We start from the raw sequence: 15,118 nt of genomic DNA on the forward strand, positions 1-15,118 counted from the left end.
GCGGGGTTTCGTGGAGTAAAGTAAAATGGCCATTCAGGGCAACCTGGTGTATGACACCAACACCCTCATCCAGGTTGTTCCCAACCTGCTGCGGGCACAGTCGTTTCTGCTCGATACCTTCTTCCCCAACATCGTCACCAGCGACAGCGAGTTCGTGTCGATCGACGTTGATGTCGGCCTGCGGCGCATGTCGCCGTTCGTCAGCCCCTTGGTTCAGGGCAAGCTGGTCGAGCAGCGCCGCATTCAGACCAACACCTTCAAGCCGGCCTACATCAAAGACAAGCGGGCGCCCGATCTGCGTAAGCCAGTACGGCGCATGATCGGCGAGCGCATCGGCGGTGAAATGACCGGCGCCGAGCGCGAGATGGCCAATCTTGAGTTTGAGATGGCCGATCAGATCGACATGCTGACCCGGCGTCTCGAATGGATGGCAGCGCAGGCTCTGATGAGCGGCACAGTCACCATCTCCGGTGAAGGCTACCCGCAAACGCAGGTTGACTTCGGCCGCGACCCGTCGCTGACCATCGCGCTCGGCACCGGTGCCGGCTCTTGGGGCTACACCGCCGGCTTCTCGGCCAACGGCCGCGACCCGGTTCCGGTGCTCTCGATAGAGCAATGGCAGCATCAGATCTTGAAGCTGTCCGGCGCCAACGCCAACGTCATCGTGTTCACCACGACCCCGTACACCAAGTTCGTGAACGCCCAGGGCGTCGAGGGCGCGATCTACTATCCCAAGCTGGGCGACTTCGGAAACAGCGTGAACCCTGGTGCGACAATCGCCCGCGGTGCAGCGTATAAGGGCCAGTGGGGTCAGTATTCGTTGTATCTCTATAACGATTGGTACATCGACGACAACGGCGTCCAGCAACCGATGCTGCCCGACGGCACTGTGCTTATGTGCGGGGCGGACATGATGGGCACCCGCGCGTTCGGGCAGATCATGGACCCGGCATTCAACTACGAGGCGCTGCCGTTCGCTCCGAAGACCTGGATTTCCGAGGACCCGGCGCAACGCTTCATCATGATGCAGTCTTCCCCGATCGTCATCCCGTCACGCGTGAACGCGTGCCTGGCGGCGACGGTGTGCGCAGGCACCGTGATCTGATGGCGGCGGTCGTCGAGAAGGGGGCTGCGGCCCCCGCTCCACACCTGCTTGAAGCAACCGTCGCGCGGGGGCGTACTCTGTCCCTGAACGGCGTCAAGCACGGCCCGGGTTCCGTGGTCGAACTGACAGCGGACGAGCACGCCCACCTGCTCCGCGCTGGCTTCCTGCACGATCCACGGATCGTGCAACCGAAGCCCGGCATGGTGCGGACCGAACGCTCGTAAGCCGCCCATGGCCGTCGATTTCGATGCCCTGGTGATCGGGCCGTGCATCGCCGTGTTCGGTGAAGCGGTGATGTATTATGGCGAGGCCATCTTCCCGATCACCGGCGTGTTCGATGAGGCTTACCTGGAACTGACTCCGCTCGGCGTGGGCGGGATGTCTGACGGTAATTTCGGTGCGGTCAGCACCGAAAAGCCGGTCCTGGGCGTCCAACTTTCTCAGTTCCCGGTGCAGCATCAACCGGAGCAGGACGATACGCTGGTCGTAGTCCGCACCAACGCAACATACCGGGTCAAAGAGGTCCGGGTGGACGGCCACGGTGGCGCAAAGCTGCTGCTGAACCTCCAAGCTGGAATTGATCCGTGATTCAGGAAGGTGCCTTCGCCGACCACATCGTCGAGTGTGCGGCAGCGACCTTGATAGCCGCACACACGGCCGCGCAAGACCGGGTTTTCCCGATCCGCGACTGGCCAACCCGGCAAGAAATGTTCCCGCTGCTCATGCTGCAGACACCGGGCGAAAACAAAGCCTCCATCAACCGCGGCGTCCCGACGTTCAACACGAGTGTCGCGCTGATCATCGAAGGCCGGGTCGCCGGCACAGACCCAGAAAAGGTCGGCCGCGCTGTTCGTGACTTGAAGCGAGAAGTCGAGAACGCACTGCTCTGCACATCGGATTTCGTGCAGAACGTCCAGCAGTTCAGCAGCATACAGACCGTTTTCGGTGTTGACTCTGACGGCAAGCAGCACGCCGGCGCGTTTCGCATGACTCTCGAAGTCGAGGTGTTCCAGATTTACGAGCCGAACCTGTCCGAACCCCTGACAGACATTCGCGGCACGATCACCGACATCCTGAACGGCGGCACGCTCGCCATGTTCAACGTCAATCCGACCACCTGAAGGCTCCATCAATGTTCGTCAAGCCAGGCCCGAACCCGGAGATCCCCGGAACGCTGCTGAAGGTCCGCGTGCCTCGCACGCATGGCCTGTTGCCGGACGCCGGCCAAGAGGTGCCCGAGAACGCATTCTGGCTGCAGCGCCTGGCACACGGCGACGTCGTCATCCCACCCAAGATTATCGCCCGAAAGGATGCCTAACCAATGAGCGGTTCAAATTCCATCATCGTGCCCGGCTACCCGAGCACGAACCGCGTGCCGGGCGTCTATGCAGTTGTCGACGCATCGAAAGCCAACACCGGCACGATCAACCAGCGCACCTTGATCATCGGTCAACAGCTGTCCACGGCTCCCGCCGTTTCGGGTGTCGCGACACTCTCGGCCGGCGTGGGTGACGCGCAAGACAACTACGGCGCCGGGTCGTTGCTGGCCGTCATGGTCGAACGCTACCGCGCGCTGGACCTCACCGGCGAAGTCTGGTGCTTGCCGCTGGGCGACGCCGTTTCCTCAACCGCGGCGTCCGGCTCGATCGCGTTCGCCGGCACCGCGACGCAGAACGGCACCGTGCCGGTCTACGTCAACGGCCAGCTTATTGGTTGCCCGGTCAACAGCGGCGACACCGCTGTGGTCGTGGCGACGAATGCCGTCATCGCGATCAATGGCACCACCACCGCCGGCGGCAACCCGCTGACGGCGATCGCCACTTCGACGTCCGGCACCGTCACACTGACCGCGCGGAACAAGGGCACGCTGGGCAACCAGGGCACGATCCTGCTGTCGTTCAACGGGACGGCCGCGGGCGAAGGCCAGCCTGGCACGACCAACGTGGCCGGCATCACCGCGACCGTGGTGGCGTTCAACGGCGGCGCGACAGACCCTGTGCTGACCGCTGCTCTGGCGGCGCTGCCGGAAGAGCCGTTCGATTTCATCGTCGTGCCGTTCAACGATACCCAGAGCCTGAACGCGATCCAGGCGTTCCTGTCAGACGCTTCGGGCCGCTGGAACTGGTCGGTGCAAAAGTATGGCGGCGCGTTCACCGCGAAGAGCGGCACGCTGTCCGCCCGCACCACCTGGTCGACCGCCCGCAACGACCAGCATACCGCCGCGATCGGCGCCTTTGGCAGCCCGTCGCCCGATTGGCATTGGGCCACCGACTTCTGTGCGGCCTCGGCCGTGAGCCTGCGGGCCGACCCCACAATCCCGATCGGCGGCCTGACCCAGGGCGTCGCGCTGAACGTGGTTGCCCCGCCGGCGGCTGACCGCGACGGCTATGCCGCTCGTGAGACCATGCTGTTCGACGGGATCAGCACGTACAAGGTTGGCGCCGACGGCACGGTCTACGTGGATCGCGCGATCACGACCTACCAGCAGAATGCGGCAGGGTCGCCCGACAATTCGTATCTCGATTTGAATGTCCCGTATCAATTAATGGCCTACATTCGCATTCTTGAGACGATGCTGGGCAGCAACTTCAACCGGGTCAAGCTGGTGTCGGATGGCTCGCGCATCCCTGCCGGATCGCAGATGGTGACCAGCCAGACGATCCTCTACGCCGTGATCGCCCAGTACCAGCAGATCGCCAACAACGGCCTGCCCGGTGCTCCGGTCGGGCTGGTGCAGAACGCCGCGCAGTTCGCGCTGCAGGCTCAGGCTCAGAACGCGGGCGGTGGCGTCGTCACGATGCTGTTGCCGGTGCAGTTGGGCGGCCAGCTGATCGCGATTGCCTCGAACGTCCAGTTCACGCAGCCGTAATACTGCCGTCTCCACACACGACTGAATAGATCGCGGCCCGGCCGCACCGAATAGGAGTTTTCCACCATGCCAAATGTGCGGTTGGCCGGCATCGTCGCAATGACGATCGACGGCGACACCTGGGACGTCACCGGAGATGCGGCCTACGGCCCCAGCACCGTCACGCGCGAGACCTTGAAAGGTCAGTCGCGGGTCGAAGGTTTCAGCGAGATGCCGATGCAAGGCTACATCGCGGCCACGCTGCGCGCCCGCGGTGACACGACGGTCTACAGCCTGAACGGCAAGACGAGCACGACCATCGTGCTGCAACTCGCCAACGGGATCACCGTCTACGGCGCGAACATGTGGCAGGTCGGCGAAATCGAAGTTCGCACTCAGGAAGGCTCGTTCGCCATCCGGTTCGAGGGCGACAGCGTGACGGAGTCGACCATCTGATGTCCGACAATTTTCCGCCTCCGACCTTGACCATCGAGTTGGCCAAGCCGGTGAATTTCGACGGCCGTGAGTACGTGCAGCTCATCCTGCGGGAACCCACCGCGAAGGAAGTTCTCTCGGCTCTTGAGCACATTCGCAACGGCCAGAACGGGCATTCCGTGCGGAACATGGAAATGCACCTGGTCGCGAAGGCCGCCGGTGTGCCGCTGCCGGTGATCGAGCAAATTCCGATCTCGGCCCTGTTCCGTGCGATGGAGTACATCAGCACTTTTTTGGCCGGTTCCCCGACTATCTGAACCCGACGAGCTGGCACGACCTGATCGCGCAAATCGCCAGGTTCTATTCCTGCTCGCCCATGAGCATCGAGCGCATGACGCTGGCCAAGTTGGTCATCTACTGCGAGCGGGCCAACGACATGGTTCGGCGCGAGCGGTCCAGTAGTTCGGATCTGTTTTCGCCGAACTACAAGCCGAGTAGATAGCTTCGGGGTTTGAGCATGTCCGGCAGCAATCCCCAGATCGCAATTAAGATCACGGCCGATCAAGCCGCGGCGTCGAAGCAGATCCAGGCGTTTAACAAAACCCTGGGCGGCCTCGATAAGCGGTCTCAGGCGCTGACCAAAACCACGTCGAAGATGACCGACACAGTCGGCATCAACAATCTCAGCAAGAGCATGCGCGGACTGGCGCGGGAGTCGCTCGGCGCGTTCGAGAACATCGGCCGGATCATCACGCCGCTTGCGGTCATCACCAGCGCGGCCAGTGTCGCCGGCCTGGCCAAACTGGTCAGCGGGTGGGAGGACTACGGCACCAGTCTGCTCATGACCTCCCGTCGCGCCGGCGTCAGCGTGGAAAAGCTCAGTGCTTTACAAGGTGCGGCCAAACTTGCCGGCGCTTCCGCAGAAGGCATGTCGTCATCGCTGGTGTCGCTGCAGGACAACCTGACCGGCCTCTCGACCGGGCGTGCGGACCCGAAGTTCATCGCCGCGTTTAGTCAGTTGCACATCTCGGCGCGGAACGCGGGCGAAGCGATGCCCAAGATCCTGATGGCACTGTCCAAAATCCCGAACATGTCGGTGCGGGCGGCCTGGGCAACCTCACTGCTCGGGAGTTCGGCAGCCGAATTGGCTCCGATCTGGACCCGCAGCGCGACGGAAATCAGGAAGTATGTCGCCGACGGCGCGAAGTACAACACCACTACGACCGAGCAGGCCAAAGCCGCCGACGCGCTTCGCGAGAAGCAGGAAGAGCTGACCATCGCGTCGACCAAGTTGGGCAACACCATTGCCGGAGCTTTGGCGCCGGTGCTCACCCCGTTGATCACGGAATTGACTACCTGGACGATGAAGAACCAGGACCTGATCGCCTCAGATGCAACGAAGTGGTTCAACGATTACAGCCACGCTATCAGCGCCATAAAGACAACCCTCGAACCTGTCGTGAAGCTGTTCGGCGGCTGGCAGGACGTTATGGAGGTCATCGCACCTTTTATCGTGGCGCGCATGGTTCCTGGTGTCGGTGCACTTGAGGATGCGATCGTAGGGCTTGGCGTGAAGACAGCGTTCACGCTGACCAAACTCACCGCCCTAGCTGCGCTTGAAACCGCGACCGGAGGTGTTGTTGGGGCAGGCGCCGGCGCCACATTGGGTGCGGGCATCGTAGCAGGAGCAGTCGGAGGTCTGGCGGTCGCTGGCGCCGCTGGGTCGTATGTAGCGGGCAGGGACTCATTCACGCGGACATCTCAAGCAGGCAAAGAGGGCTTCACCATAGCTTCATCCGTCGACGACGCCGGCAACCCAACGGCCTATGCCAACCCCAAGACCGGGGAGACAAAGCCAGCCAGCGATTTCGATACGAAAGCGGCGGGCGCCGTGTCTGCCAATTACGTCATGGCGAGACTGATGAAGGACGGGCTATCGAAAGCCGCCGCCGCGGGGGAAGCCGCGCAGATGAACGCCGAAAGCAGTATGAACCCTACAGAGCAGGGAGACAAAGACGCTTCGGGCAAATATACGGCCTACGGCCTTTTGCAGTTGCACCCTGACCGTCAGGCGTATTTCAAGAAGCTTTTCGGCCACGACATCCGCCAAAGCACTGCCGACGAACAGATCGACTTCGACGCCATAGAGTTGCGTACAACCGAGAAGAAAACCGGCAATCTGCTTTCGCGAGATAAATCACCGTATGCGGCCGGTTATGACGCCACCGGCGGCGAGAGGCCATACGATCCGCTCGGCCTCAAGGCTATCGCACGCGGTATGGCGGCACGAGACATCTACAACGCCTACAAAGAACCACCAGCGCCACCCCCGTTGCCTGCCATCCAAAACGGCACCGGCACGGCCACGACACAGCCCACCGCGCCACCCCTGAACGGAAAAGCCAGCCTGCACGTGACCCTTGGCGGCAACGTCCCGCCCGGCACCACGACCAAAGGGTCGGTCGCGGGCAACGTGTTCGACGGGCCGCCGAAAGTCACTCAAACCACGTTGGCCGGACCATGAGCGGATTTCTCGGCGGCGACGTCGGCTCCCTGCTGAACTTCGCCAGCAACCTGAAGCTAGGCCCTTGGGCCTATGGGTTGCAGCCTGCATCATGGCGCGGCCTGTCGTTTGCTGTGCGGTCATCATCCATCCGCCGCGGCCGCCGCATCGCGGTGCACGAATATCCGTACAGCGACACGGTTTGGGTGGAAGACCTGGGCCGTGGAACCCGCTCGATCAGCTTCTCCGGCTTCCTGATCGGCGATGACGTCTACGCGCAGCGCGATGCCATGCTGGCGGCAATGGAGAAGCCCGGCCCCGGCGCCTTGGTGCATCCGTCGCTGGGCAGTGTCATGGCCTCCCTGGTCGGTTTCAGTGAGGCAGAGCAGGCCGAACAAGGCCGCACCGTTGAAATCGAACTGAGCTTCATCGAAAGCCAGAGTTCGCCGGCGTTCCCGACCTCAGCCATCGCTACCGCGCTCCAAGCGATCACCTCCGCCGTGCAGACGGCCGAAGCCACCGCGCAAGACTTCATCGGGGCCGTCACCACGGCGATCGGCGGCATCAACGCCGGGCTCTCCTTCGCCAGCAACGTGTTCGACACCGTCAAAGGCATCATCACCTCTTTCTCATCTCTGGCGATCAGCACGGCCGCCGACAGCGGGGCCACGCTCGGCGCTGTGCTCGGCCTGCCTGGCAACAATGGACGCTATGCCTACGGCGCGATCCCGCAACCGGCTACCGCGACCGTGGCAACCGTCATCGCCGGCCTGACCATCTCCCGTGCGGCCGTTGCGGTCGCCGGCGGCGCCACGACTGCGATAGTTGATCCGACCCTCTTGCCGGCTGCCGTGCAAGCCCTGACCGAAGCGGTGCGGGCTGTGGCACAAGCTCCGGCCGACCAAATCCGGCTGATGGCCAACCTTGCGGCCTTCAACCCCGCGATCACATCCAGTTCGGCGCCCGTCGGTGCGGCGATCATGGCGATCCAGGATGCCACGGTGCACCTGTTCCGCGCTGCGGCGTTGGTGAGCACCGCCAACGCGACATCGATCTACCAGCCGACCAGCTATGACGACGCGTTGGTTGTACTGCAGACGGTGACAGACCTGCTCGACCAGGAAGCGGTCGCCGCGGCCGATGCCGGCAATACCGCCAGCTACCTGGCGCTTGAGGCGTTGAGCGCAGCAATCGCCGACGATCTGCTGACCAGGGCGGCCAACCTGCCTAGGTTGAAGGTCGTCACCACAAAGACGCCGACGCCCTCGCTCGCACTGGCGTACGCACTGTATGCCGACGCCACACGCAGCGACGAACTGATCGCCCGTGGCAACCCGATCTCTCCGCTGTTCATGCCGTTATCTTTCCAGGCGTTGAGTTCATGAGTGGCGCGCAACAGGGCAATCCGACCGGCACGCTGACGCTGCTGGTGAACGGCCAGGCGCTGACCGGTTGGGAAGCCACTCGCGTTACCCGCAGCATTGACCGAGTGCCCAGCGATTTCGACATCGAGCTATCCGAACGCTATCCGACCGACCCTAGTCAGATGTCGGCCATGCCTGGCGCTACCTGTCAGGTGATGATCGACAGTGACAAGGTGCTGACCGGTTACGTGGACCGCGTTGTTATGCAGGTCAGCCCATCGCGGCACAACGTTCGCATCATGGGTCGGTCCAAACTTGAGGACATCCACGACTGCTCGATCACGCCATCTGTGTTGCTCGGTGGCAGCATCCTGACGGCCTCGCTGACCGACCTAGCGACCAGGATCTGTGCCCCGTACGGCATCTCGGTGAAAAACCTATCCAAGACGAACGTATCCCTGCCCACGTACACGGGCGACATCATCAGCGCGATCCTGACCGAAACCGGTTGGACGATCCTAGAGCGGGTTTCCCGATGCTTGGGCGTCCTGCTCTATGACGACGCCGACGGCAATCTGGTCATCGCAGATGTCGGCACCTCGACGATGGCCAGCGGTTTCGAGGAAGGCGTGAACATTCAAGATGCGGGCGTGTCCTTCTCCGCCGACGAGAGGTTCCACACCTACCTGCCGAACCTGACCAGCATGAACGTCGTCGGCGGTCCTGCCTCGATCGACTTTTCCAGCCAGGCCGTGATCGATGCCGACATACGGCCCGCTCGCCAGATGATCGTCGTGTCCGAACAGTTTCAGCTCACCGGCAATGACTCAGTGACGCCGTTCGCGGTAAAGCGAGCACAGTGGGAAGCCGCACGCCGGAAGGGCCGCAGCCAAACCATGTCTGTGGCCTGCGACAGTTGGCGCGACAGCGCCGGGACCCTGTGGCAACCGAACGCTTATGCGCCGATCACCCTGCCGTCTCTGAAGCAGGTCCAAACATCGGACCCATGGGTCATCGCGAGCGTCGGTTATTTGCGTGACCCGACGCGGGGCACCATCGCCGAGGTGATGATGATGCCGAAAGGCGCGTTCCAGCCGGCACCCGAACTTTTCACCAACCTTCTGCCGAGCGCGAACACCCCGGGTGGCGACCCGCTCGTGGACAAGCAGCTGACATGATGATCGAGCGGTTGTGGCAGCGCATTCAAAACTTCGTCGCGCCCGCGAAGCTGATGATCGCCGACGACAGTGGTCCGGTCATGCGCGCACAAATCAAGATCAGCTACCTGGAGACCCGCGACGGCGTTCCGGTGGTGCAAGAGTTCGGCTTCTCATCGGTGCCTCCGGCCGGCTCAGATGTGATCGCGGTCTATGTGAGCGGAGACCGCTCGAACGGCGCCGTTGTCGCAACCGGACACCAGGCCACGCGCCCCACTGGCAAGCAGCCGGGCGAGAGCGTCCTGTACAACGCCTTCGGCATGACGATCTACCTGACCCAGGACGGCATCGTCATCAACGGCGGCGGCAAGCCGATCACCTTCACCAACTGCCCGACGATCCTACAGAACGGTGATATCCACGCCACCGGACAGGTCATCCAAGGCTACGGCAGCGCCGATCAGGTCAGCCTTGGCACTCATCGCCACGGCACTGGCACAGCCGCCGCCGGCACCGTCTCGCCAACCGCTGGGACCTGAGCCATGGACATCGGCCTGCAGTGGGACGCCGCCAGCTTCCGCGGCGATTGGGGCGTCACGACCGGCGACCTGGCAATCGACCCGGGCGGCCTCCGCACTGCCGTTCTGCTTTCTCTGTTCACCGACCAGGTTGCCCCGCCTGACTATGTGCCTCCCGCTGGTTCACCCACCGGCCGGCGCGGATGGTGGGGAGACACGTTCGAGGGATACCCGATCGGCAGTCTGCTCTGGACGCTGGACCGGTCCAAGATCAACGGCTCAACCGCATTGCTGGCGCAGGTGCAAGGCATCTGCAACGCCGCGCTGCAATGGTTGATCGATGCCGGCGTAGTGGCGACCGTGACCACCGTGGCGACATACATGGGCGGCGGGAACATCGGCCTGAGCATCACGCTGACGCAGCCGCAGTCGCCGCCGACGACATTCAATTTCGCATGGAGCTGGCAAGGCGCCTGATCGCGCTGCCGCTGCCACGCCTGCCCAAGTGAGGCCCGATGCCCTATTCATATCCGACCCTGACCGATCTGCGTCAGCAGATGCTGCAGGGGATCAACGCGGCTCGGGTCACCGATGCCAACGGCAACATTCTGGTCGGGCTGTTGCAGCGGTCGGTCCTTCGTGTTCTCGCCAATGCGCAAGCCGGGCTCGCGACCGAGCATTACGGCTACATCGACTGGATATCCAAGCAGGCAGTCCCGTTCACCGCCACCGGCGAGTTCCTGGAGGGCTGGGCGAACCTAAAGGGCGTCACCCGGAAGCCGGCCACACCGACAACTGGCACGGCTGCATTCGTGGCCAATGCAACAACGACAGTTGTCTCCGGAACCGGCATCGTCCGTAGTGACGGCGTGACCTACACCTCGACCGCCGACGCCAGCACGGTCAGCGGCTCGATCACCGTCCCGTTTGTCGCCGCCATCCCCGGATCGGCCGGCAATTTCGAGACCGGTGCGGTGTTCAACCTGGCCACCTCGGTCGCCAACGTGCAATCCGTCTCGACCACCTCGACGCAGACCGCCGACGGTGCCGATCAGGAGACCGACGACGAGCTGCGGACCCGCATGCTCATCGTCTACGCCGCTCCGCCCCAAGGCGGCGACCGGCAAGACTACATCGAATGGGCCCTGGCCGTCCCTGGCGTCACCCGAGCCTGGATCGTGCCCAACGGTATGGGCGCTGGAACCGTGACTGTGTTCGTCATGCTGGACGATGCCGAGGCTGAGCACGGCGGTTTCCCGCAAGGGTCGAACGGCTGCGCCAGCAACGAACCGCGCGCCGCGACCGCAACAGGCGACCAGCTTACCGTGGCGAACGCTCTGTTCCCGCTGCAGCCGGTGACCGCCCTGGTCTATGTCGTGGCACCGACGCCGCAACCAACCGATTTCACCATCGCCGATCTCGGCAGCAACAACACCGCTGCGATGCAGGCGCTGATCGCTTCCGCACTCGCCGACATGTTCCTTCGTCTCGGCCAGGCCGGCGGCACCATCAACCCGACGACCGGTGCGCCCTGGGCCGGGATCGAGCCCAGCGACTGGTATGCCGCATTGGAGGCCATACCCGGCCTGTCGGAGTTCAAAGTGACCGTTCCGTCGGGCGCGATCTCACCGTCGGCGGGCGCGCTGCTGACGGTCGGCACTCTAACCTTCTCGGCCTGATATGCCCGCACCGATCTACACCGCGGCCGATTTCCTCGCCGGCTTTCAGGCCCTGCTGCCAACCGGACCGGTATGGCCGCGGGATGCCGACGCGGTTCAGACGCAGGTCGCGCTCGCGCTCACCGGGCTCTACCCGGGCAATGCCGGCCGGGCTGCGAACCTGCTGACCGATGCCTTCCCGGTCGCGCCGGTGGAACTGCTACCAGAATGGGAATCAACGCTCGGCTTGCCTGATCCATGCGCAGGACCAGCACCGACGCTTCAAGTAAGGCAGCAACAGGTCAACGCTCGTTTCATCGCCGGCGGGGGCCAGTCGGTTAATTACTTCGTCTCGGTTGCCGCTGCGCTGGGATACCAGATCACGATCACGCAGTTCACGCCCTCGCGCTTTGGGCAACCATTCGGCCAGCCGTTTGCGGGCGAGGATTGGGCATTCGCCTGGCAGGTCAATGCGCCGACCTTCAGCATCACTCACTTCACGTTCGGCCGGGATACATTCGGCGAGCCGTTTTCGAGCTTCGGCAATACAGTCCTGCAGTGCGAGCTGCAGCGGCTTGCCCCAGCGCACACGACACTGCTGTTTTCATACTCCTAGACTTAGGACCAACAGAAATGAATCGTATTAAAGCAACGAACTCGGTTGCGTTCTCAAGTCGCGACATCGCGCCCATAACCGGTACGCCGCAGTACGCGACAGATGGCAATCCCGCGACCGGAATACCGGGAACGATCTGGCCGGCCTACGCTTTTAACATGATCCAAGATGAGATCGTGAACGCCATCCTGGCGGCTGGGGTCACGCCGGACGACACGAACTGGGCGCAGCTTGCACAGGCCATTCAAACACTCGGCGGCAGCGTTGTTGGTTCCATCCGCAACGGGCTAATGTGGGTCACAGCCCCATCCATCAGCGCGACATTTTCCGCTGACGAGGTGGTTGTCGAAACAGCGCTCGCTGGCAGCGCTTTCCGTCTGGGCAATTTTTCGCACTCGATCAACCTGACTGTCACCGGCGTAAACGGAATGGACACCGGTTCGGCACCGACGTCTGGTTTCGTTGGCATCTACGCGATTTACAACCCGACGTCAGGCGCGTCCGCTTTGCTGGCAACCAACGCGACGACGGCCGCCGTTCCCAACGTGTATGCGGGCGGCCACATGCCGGCCGGCTACACCTTCTCTGCCCTGGTTAGCGTCTGGCCGACCGATTCCAGCGGGCGGTTCATCGTCGGCTATCAGCGTGACCGCAGCGTCGATTTCTTCAACGTGTTGGTCGCAACGATCACCAGCGTGGCCTCTTTAACCGCCCTCTCCGTGGCCTCGGTTATCCCGAAGAACGCCGTCGAAGCGCGGGGAGTAACGTCTGCGTTGTCTTCCGCCGCGGGGAGTCTGCTGTTTGACATTTTCAGTTCCGCGCAAAGCACGGGATGCCAGATCAATGCGTCTGCGCAAGCCCCCGGCGAAGGTATTTGGAACAGCTTCAGCACTCTGCTTTCTGTCGCGCAGACGCTATACTACACGATTACAAATGTAAGCGGGACAGTGATTTGCACGATCTACATGAACGGCTACAAATTCTGAGGTGTTCAACATGTTCGTCGCCTTTTCGGACACGACTGAAGCTGTCATTACGGCTGTCTTCGCAACCGCGCAAAGCGATACCTCGTTTCCCAACCAGGGGACGGTGGAGGCCAGCGATACGCGGTGGTCGGCTTTCTTCGCGACGCTACCAGCTTCGGCTCAGGCGGCTTTAACGCCGCCGACACAGCCCATTGTCCTGTTGCCGCAGCAAGCCGCTGCGGCCATGGCCGCCGGGATCACGCTCACACTGTCGGGCAGCATAACCCTGGCCTCCACCGTTTTCCCGACTGACCCCGCCACGCAGACCAAAATCGGCGGCGTGGTGACGACCTTGGTCGCTTCCGGATCGTTCCCGGGCGGAGTGTCGAGCTACCCGATGAAGGATGCCAACGGTACCTGGCACAGCTTCAACGCGAGCCAATACAAAGTCGTTGCTGGCGCAATCGCTTCCTACGCCGCGACGCTCGACCTCATCATCGATGGCAACCCGTTGCAGGCCACGTCGCTGCCGGCCGCCAGCGTAACCCTCACCGTCTGAGACCAGTCACATGCCCATCACCAATTCTACCACCGGCGCAGCCGGGCGCTATGAGGCGACCGTGCTGCATCGTTTCCTGCCACGTTGCAAGGAGTGCGGCAGCAAGCACCCGGATGCCTATTCGCCGCCCCTCGCGCCCGACGAGTGCCCCAACTGCGGTGCGCCGATCGAGGCCGCCGGGGAGCCTGTCGAGACCCCCGCCGTGATCACCGATACCCGCATCAAACTCGGGGTGTGGGCGATGCGCGTAGGTGCGGCAATCAAACGTTTTTCGGAGAAGCTGAAATGAGGATTTCCTACAAGGTGCACTCGATCACGCGCAGCGATGTGCCGATCACCGTCATGCACAACGGTCACGAGATTTCGGCGATGGCGCCTGGTTTCGTGGTCGAGTTGATCAGTGAGGACGAGGTGCAGGGGCACAGCTTCCGCTTCGTCCCGTCAGGCACCGACGACATGAGCATGTACGCGCCCGGTAAACGGGTGTCGGCTGATTTCCCGCCCGCAACCGGAGACGTGTCATGAGTTACACCGCTGAAGCCTTGCTGCCCGGTATCGACATACTCGCCGGCCCGCGTGCCATCATCCACGCCCTCGGCACAGTGTTCACCAACGCCGGTGCGGCGATCGTCACCAACCGCATGATCCAGGCCGCAACCGCGCCTAAGAACCTCGGTTGGGGTGTCGGCACCACGGCGGCGGCGGTTACGGATACCGCGCTCGGCAGCGAAGCGGCGCCGACCACCGGCGGCGGTCGCGTCGCCGGGACCGAGAGCAGGGCAACGACAACGGTCACCAATGACACCTATCAGGTGGCCTCGACCGTGACCGCGACCAGCACGCTGGCGATCACCGAGGCCGGCTTGTTCGATTTGGTCAGCGCCGGCAACATGCTGATCCGATCGGTGTTTGCCCAGGTGAACGTGAACAGCGGCGACTCCATCGCGTTCACCGCGCAGCTCAAATACATCCCGGCTTGATCGTGTCAGGCACCGCAACCTGGTACGCAATCGTCGATGCCAGTGGGGATCTGATCTCCACTGGCACCGCCATCGCCGATTCCGCAACCTTGGCTGCCAAAGGCTACACGGCACTCCAACTTGCCGGCAGCCCGGCCGGACAAGTCTGGAACACGGCAACCAAGAGCTTCGGCCCGCCCCCGGCACCGGTGACCGTGCTTTCGACGTGGCAATGGGTCCAACGGTTCACCCCGGCTGAGTACGCCGCCATCGCTGGAAGCACTGATGCGCAGGTCAAGATGTTCCTGCTGATGCTCTCGACCGCCGCCACTGTGAAACCGGCCGATCCTGTCGTGCAGCAGGGCCTGGCCTATCTGGTGTCGATCAACCTGCTGACTTCGGCACGCGCCGCGGTCATCGGAGCAAACTGA

At 63.0% G+C, this 15,118-nt stretch carries 21 protein-coding genes; all 21 read left to right on the plus strand.

What is annotated here, in order from left to right:
* The first annotated feature begins 25 nt into the window (after nt 1-25).
* The 21 genes from ACQY4Y_RS19035 to ACQY4Y_RS19135 all read left to right on the plus strand — a co-directional run bounded on the left by ACQY4Y_RS19035 (nt 26) and on the right by ACQY4Y_RS19135 (nt 15,118).
* Nucleotides 26-1,105 (plus strand): major capsid protein, encoded by a 1,080-nt coding sequence (locus ACQY4Y_RS19035; protein WP_428492157.1) that lies wholly within the window; start codon nt 26-28, stop codon nt 1,103-1,105.
* A complete protein-coding gene (locus ACQY4Y_RS19040; RefSeq protein WP_428492158.1) occupies nt 1,084-1,329 on the plus strand; it encodes a hypothetical protein in 246 nt (81 codons plus the stop codon). The genes ACQY4Y_RS19035 and ACQY4Y_RS19040 overlap by 22 nt, the downstream gene beginning before the upstream one ends.
* A gap of 7 nt (nt 1,330-1,336) precedes the next feature.
* A complete protein-coding gene (locus tag ACQY4Y_RS19045; protein ID WP_428492159.1) occupies nt 1,337-1,693 on the plus strand; it encodes a head-tail joining protein in 357 nt (118 codons plus the stop codon).
* Nucleotides 1,690-2,226: a hypothetical protein gene (locus ACQY4Y_RS19050; protein ID WP_428492160.1), complete on the plus strand. Its 537-nt coding sequence runs from the start codon at nt 1,690-1,692 to the stop codon at nt 2,224-2,226. The genes ACQY4Y_RS19045 and ACQY4Y_RS19050 overlap by 4 nt, the downstream gene beginning before the upstream one ends.
* An 11-nt stretch (nt 2,227-2,237) precedes the next feature.
* Nucleotides 2,238-2,423, plus strand: a complete 186-nt coding sequence (locus ACQY4Y_RS19055; RefSeq protein ID WP_428492161.1) for a DUF2635 domain-containing protein — start codon at nt 2,238-2,240, stop codon at nt 2,421-2,423.
* A 3-nt stretch (nt 2,424-2,426) separates the two neighbouring features.
* Entirely contained in the window at nt 2,427-3,974 is a 1,548-nt protein-coding gene (locus ACQY4Y_RS19060) for a phage tail sheath subtilisin-like domain-containing protein (protein ID WP_428492162.1), read from the plus strand.
* Nucleotides 3,975-4,040: 66 nt separating this feature from the next.
* Entirely contained in the window at nt 4,041-4,409 is a 369-nt protein-coding gene (locus ACQY4Y_RS19065; RefSeq protein WP_428492163.1) for a phage tail tube protein, read from the plus strand.
* On the plus strand, nt 4,409-4,705 hold the full coding sequence (locus ACQY4Y_RS19070; RefSeq protein ID WP_428492164.1) for a phage tail assembly protein: 297 nt from the start codon (nt 4,409-4,411) through the stop codon (nt 4,703-4,705). Before ACQY4Y_RS19065 ends, ACQY4Y_RS19070 begins: the two co-directional genes overlap by 1 nt.
* A 200-nt stretch (nt 4,706-4,905) precedes the next feature.
* Complete coding sequence (locus tag ACQY4Y_RS19075; protein WP_428492165.1) at nt 4,906-6,912, plus strand: phage tail tip lysozyme; 2,007 nt, start codon at nt 4,906-4,908, stop codon at nt 6,910-6,912.
* Nucleotides 6,909-8,276 carry a DNA circularization protein gene (locus ACQY4Y_RS19080; protein WP_428492166.1) on the plus strand — a complete coding sequence of 456 codons (1,368 nt, stop codon included), beginning with the start codon at nt 6,909-6,911 and terminating at the stop codon, nt 8,274-8,276. The genes ACQY4Y_RS19075 and ACQY4Y_RS19080 overlap by 4 nt, the downstream gene beginning before the upstream one ends.
* Complete coding sequence (locus tag ACQY4Y_RS19085; RefSeq protein ID WP_428492167.1) at nt 8,273-9,433, plus strand: phage baseplate assembly protein; 1,161 nt, start codon at nt 8,273-8,275, stop codon at nt 9,431-9,433. The genes ACQY4Y_RS19080 and ACQY4Y_RS19085 overlap by 4 nt, the downstream gene beginning before the upstream one ends.
* Entirely contained in the window at nt 9,430-9,951 is a 522-nt protein-coding gene (locus tag ACQY4Y_RS19090) for a phage baseplate assembly protein V (protein ID WP_428492168.1), read from the plus strand. Before ACQY4Y_RS19085 ends, ACQY4Y_RS19090 begins: the two co-directional genes overlap by 4 nt.
* Nucleotides 9,952-9,954: 3 nt before the next feature.
* Entirely contained in the window at nt 9,955-10,407 is a 453-nt protein-coding gene (locus ACQY4Y_RS19095) for a phage GP46 family protein (protein WP_428492169.1), read from the plus strand.
* A gap of 38 nt (nt 10,408-10,445) precedes the next feature.
* The gene (locus ACQY4Y_RS19100) at nt 10,446-11,609 is read left to right on the plus strand and encodes a baseplate J/gp47 family protein (RefSeq protein WP_428492170.1); all 1,164 of its coding nucleotides are present in this window, start codon (nt 10,446-10,448) and stop codon (nt 11,607-11,609) included.
* 1 nt (nt 11,610) lies between these two features.
* Nucleotides 11,611-12,204 (plus strand): YmfQ family protein, encoded by a 594-nt coding sequence (locus tag ACQY4Y_RS19105; protein WP_428492171.1) that lies wholly within the window; start codon nt 11,611-11,613, stop codon nt 12,202-12,204.
* A gap of 17 nt (nt 12,205-12,221) precedes the next feature.
* Nucleotides 12,222-13,190, plus strand: coding sequence for a hypothetical protein (locus ACQY4Y_RS19110; protein ID WP_428492172.1), 969 nt, complete (start codon nt 12,222-12,224; stop codon nt 13,188-13,190).
* Nucleotides 13,191-13,200: 10 nt separating this feature from the next.
* Entirely contained in the window at nt 13,201-13,728 is a 528-nt protein-coding gene (locus ACQY4Y_RS19115) for a hypothetical protein (RefSeq protein ID WP_428492173.1), read from the plus strand.
* A gap of 10 nt (nt 13,729-13,738) precedes the next feature.
* Entirely contained in the window at nt 13,739-14,017 is a 279-nt protein-coding gene (locus ACQY4Y_RS19120) for a hypothetical protein (protein ID WP_428492174.1), read from the plus strand.
* A complete protein-coding gene (locus ACQY4Y_RS19125; protein ID WP_428492175.1) occupies nt 14,014-14,253 on the plus strand; it encodes a hypothetical protein in 240 nt (79 codons plus the stop codon). The genes ACQY4Y_RS19120 and ACQY4Y_RS19125 overlap by 4 nt, the downstream gene beginning before the upstream one ends.
* The gene (locus tag ACQY4Y_RS19130; protein WP_428492176.1) at nt 14,250-14,708 is read left to right on the plus strand and encodes a hypothetical protein; all 459 of its coding nucleotides are present in this window, start codon (nt 14,250-14,252) and stop codon (nt 14,706-14,708) included. The genes ACQY4Y_RS19125 and ACQY4Y_RS19130 overlap by 4 nt, the downstream gene beginning before the upstream one ends.
* A gap of 2 nt (nt 14,709-14,710) precedes the next feature.
* On the plus strand, nt 14,711-15,118 hold the full coding sequence (locus ACQY4Y_RS19135; RefSeq protein WP_428492177.1) for a hypothetical protein: 408 nt from the start codon (nt 14,711-14,713) through the stop codon (nt 15,116-15,118).

This window comes from Rhodopila sp., from assembly GCF_965277165.1.
GTDB lineage: Bacteria > Pseudomonadota > Alphaproteobacteria > Acetobacterales > Acetobacteraceae > Rhodopila.